At 64.0% G+C, this 3,728-nt stretch carries 4 protein-coding genes and 1 pseudogene; 4 read left to right on the plus strand and 1 reads right to left on the minus strand.

Annotated elements, in window-relative coordinates:
* Positions 1 to 302, plus strand: a pseudogene (locus tag KAY22_RS26135) (MFS transporter); the annotation flags it as partial.
* A gap of 6 nt (positions 303 to 308) precedes the next feature.
* Here KAY22_RS26135 and KAY22_RS26140 read toward each other — a convergent pair.
* A complete protein-coding gene (locus tag KAY22_RS26140) occupies positions 309 to 1,085 on the minus strand; it encodes a molybdopterin-binding protein (RefSeq protein WP_296626012.1) in 777 nt (258 codons plus the stop codon).
* Positions 1,086 to 1,204: 119 nt separating this feature from the next.
* On the opposite strand from KAY22_RS26140, the gene map reads away from it, so the two are divergent.
* From map to glnA, 3 genes are all read left to right on the plus strand, one after another.
* Positions 1,205 to 2,044: a type I methionyl aminopeptidase gene (gene map / locus KAY22_RS26145; protein WP_296626013.1), complete on the plus strand. Its 840-nt coding sequence runs from the start codon at positions 1,205 to 1,207 to the stop codon at positions 2,042 to 2,044.
* 203 nt (positions 2,045 to 2,247) lie between these two features.
* Positions 2,248 to 2,586 (plus strand): P-II family nitrogen regulator, encoded by a 339-nt coding sequence (locus KAY22_RS26150; RefSeq protein WP_296626014.1) that lies wholly within the window; start codon positions 2,248 to 2,250, stop codon positions 2,584 to 2,586.
* A 79-nt stretch (positions 2,587 to 2,665) separates the two neighbouring features.
* The coding region (gene glnA / locus KAY22_RS26155) for a type I glutamate--ammonia ligase (RefSeq protein ID WP_296626015.1) at positions 2,666 to 3,728 on the plus strand (1,063 nt) is incomplete at its 3' end.

Genomic DNA, 3,728 nt, shown 5'->3' on the forward strand with positions numbered 1-3,728 from the left:
TGATCATCGTGTCCGCGCTGCAGGCGCTGGTCCAGCCGTCCATCACTGCCCTGATGTCGCGCCAGACCACGGCCGACCGGCAGGGCGAGATGCAGGGGTTCATCGGCAGCCTCAACGCGCTCGGCTCTATTGCCGGCCCCCTGCTGCTCAACCCGGCGCTGGCCTGGTTCACCGGGCCGACTGCGCCGTTCCACTTTCCCGGCGCGGCCTTCGTCATTGCAGCCAGCTTCGCCCTCGCGGCCTTCTTCGCACTGGCCTTGTCTGACCGACCAGATGGCGACGCCGTGCCCGTTGCGGGCTGAGCGCGGTCAGATACCGTCGAGCATCGGGGCGTGGCCCATAGCGGTGAGCCCCCGCACGACTTCGGCCAGACAGGCGTCGAGAATGGCCGGATCGGTTGACCGTATAACGAAATTGGCGCCGACCTTGCCTTCGCGGAAGAAGGGGTAGCTGCCGATCTGCGCGCCGGGGTGCGCCTTTTCGGCAGCGCCCAGGAAGTCGGCGATCTCGCTTTCGGCGACCCAGCAGCCGACCGTCTTCGACAGCATCGGCTTACCACCCTCGAGTGTGTTCGACAGCGCTTCGAGCATCATGCCCGCTATGTGCGGCACGCCGGCCAGGATGAATATGTTGCCGATCCGGATGCCTGGGGCGCCTGACATCCGATTTTCGATCAGGTCCGCACCTTCGGGCACGCGCGCCATGCGCAGGCGGGCCTCGTTCAGGCCGCCACGCGTCGAATAATAGTCATCGAGAACGGCACGGGCCCGCGGATGCACGACCACCGACACACCCAGCGCCGCGGCTATGGCATCGACCGTGATGTCGTCATGTGTCGGCCCGATGCCGCCGGTCGTGAACAGATAGTCGTTCCGTGCCTTGAGCTGGGTGACGGCTTCGCCGATGAGATCCATGTCATCCGCAACCACGCGCACCTCGGCGAGGCGGATGCCTTGCAGGTTAAGCCAGAGCGCGACCTGCGCGATGTTGCGGTCCTGCGTGCGCCCCGAGAGGATCTCGTCACCGATGACGAGCAGGGCGGCCGTCCAGACTCGGTCGGCGGAGGCGGAAGAAATCTCGGTCATCGCGCGTCCATAGAATGACGCGCGGCGGCGTGGAAGCTGCCTGAGGGGGCATCGGAGACTTTCTTGCCCATTCGCCTGCGCGCCGGTCGAGGCTCGTAAACCGCGCAACTTTGGCTTATATGTGGGCGATGACCACCTATATTCTCGCTGACGACACGAGCACCAGCCATCCGCGCACCGGCGCGATCCGCCTGCACGGCCCTGAGGGTTTCGCCGGCATGCGCGCCGCCGGGCGACTGGCCGCCGAGATACTGGATGCGCTGGTGCCGCACGTCGTGCCTGGCGTCAGCACGCAGGAACTCGACCGGATCGTCCATGACATGACGATCGCCGCCGGCGCGGTTCCCGCGACCATGCATTATCGCGGCTATACCCACAGCTGCTGCATCAGCATCAATCATGTCGTCTGCCACGGCATCCCCGGCGAACGGACTCTGAAGGACGGCGACATCGTCAATATCGACGTCACCCCCCTGCTCGACGGCTGGCATGGCGACAGCAGCCGGATGTTTCTGGTCGGCGACGTCGGCATCAAGGCCCGCCGGCTGGTCGAAGTGACCTATGAATGCCTGATGCTGGGAATCGAACAGGCCCGGCCGGGCAACCATCTCGGCGACATCGGTCATGCGATCCAGCGCCACGCCGAGAAGCATCGTTATGGCGTAGTGCGGGATTTTTGCGGGCACGGCCTGGGCCGCGTGTTCCACGACGCCCCCGAAGTCGTCCATGTCGGCCGCCCCGGGACCGGGCCCGAGCTGCGGCCGGGCATGTTGTTCACGATCGAACCGATGATCAACATCGGCCGCCCCGACGTGAAGCTGCTCGACGATGGATGGACGGCGGTCACCCGCGACCGGTCCCTGTCGGCCCAGTTCGAGCATTCGATCGGCATCACAGAGGACGGATGCGAGATCTTCACGGCCAGCCCGAAGGCACTTCACCAGCCGCCTTATCTCTGACGGAATCGCGCAAGCATGATTCGCGGACGGCAGCTTCGCTGAAATTTCATGCAACTCGTGCCTGACTTTTAGGCAATATCACCATATCTGCCGTGTTTCGCGGCAGTGCGGCAGAATATCTGCGCCCAACGACCCAGCGTCCTTGCGACTCGTGCGACCGCACGCTTATGGAGGGCACGTACGTGGTGTCCGGGGAGGCATGGGTGAAGAAGATCGAAGCCATCATCAAGCCTTTCAAGCTCGATGAAGTGAAGGAAGCCCTCCACGAAGTGGGCGTCTCCGGCATCACCGTGACCGAAGCCAAAGGTTTCGGTCGCCAGAAGGGCCACACCGAACTTTACCGCGGCGCCGAATATGTCGTCGACTTCCTGCCCAAGGTGAAGCTGGAGGTCGTCGTCGACGACAGTCTGGCCGAGCGGGTGGTCGAAGCGATCGCATCGGCCGCGCAGACGGGCCGCATCGGCGACGGCAAGATCTTCATCCTGCCGGTCGAGGGCGCGGTTCGCATCCGGACTGGAGAGAGAGACGCCGACGCGATCTGATCGCCGCGGCGCCAATACAGAGCAGGGGCGGCACACCGCCCGACACATTCACGGATTTTCTCACGGGGAAGGCAAGGATATGGCGAACAAGCCCGCTGACGTTCTCAAGATGATCAAGGACCAGGAGATCGAGTGGGTCGATCTTCGTTTCACCGATCCGAAGGGCAAGTGGCAGCACCTGACCATGTGCGCCGGCGTCGTCGGCGAGGACGAGCTGAGCGACGGCTTCATGTTCGACGGTTCGTCGATCGAGGGCTGGAAGACGATCAACGAGTCCGACATGATCCTGAAGCCGGACCTCGACGCCGTGTGGACGGATCCCTTCTCGGCAACCCCGATGCTGATCCTGGTGTGCGATATCGTCGAGCCGTCGACTGGTGAGCTCTACACCCGCGACCCGCGCTCGACCGCCAAGCGCGCCGAAGCCTATGTGAAGTCGATCGGTATCGGCGACACCGTCTATGTCGGACCGGAAGCAGAGTTCTTCATGTTCGACGACGTCCAGTTCGATACGACCTACAACTCCAGCTACTACAAGCTGGACGACGTCGAGCTGCCGACCAACACCGGCAAGGCGCTCGAAGGCGGCAATCTGGGCCACCGTCCCCGCGCCAAGGGCGGCTATTTCCCGGTCGCTCCGGTCGACAGCGCCGTCGACATCCGCGCCGAGATGGTTTCGACCATGCTCGAAATGGGCCTGCCCTGCGACAAGCACCACCACGAAGTCGCCGCCGCGCAACATGAGCTCGGCCTGACCTTCGGCACGCTCGTCCAGACCGCCGACCGCATGCAGATCTACAAATATGTCTGCTGGCAGGTCGCCCAGGCCTATGGCAAGACCGTCACCTTCATGCCGAAGCCGATCAAGGAAGATAACGGCTCGGGCATGCACACCCACATCTCGATCTGGGACAAGGGTCAGCCGCTCTTCGCCGGCAACGGCTATGCCGGCCTGTCCGACACCTGCCTCTATTTCATCGGCGGCGTGATCAAGCATGCCAAGGCGCTCAACGCCTTCACCAACCCGACGACCAACAGCTACAAGCGCCTGGTCCCGGGTTACGAAGCTCCCGTTCTGCTCGCCTATTCGGCCCGCGACCGCTCGGCCTCGTGCCGCATCCCCTATGGCACCGGTGCCAAGG

Origin of the sequence: Rhizorhabdus sp. (assembly GCF_018006725.1) — a bacterium.
Taxonomy (GTDB): domain Bacteria; phylum Pseudomonadota; class Alphaproteobacteria; order Sphingomonadales; family Sphingomonadaceae; genus Rhizorhabdus.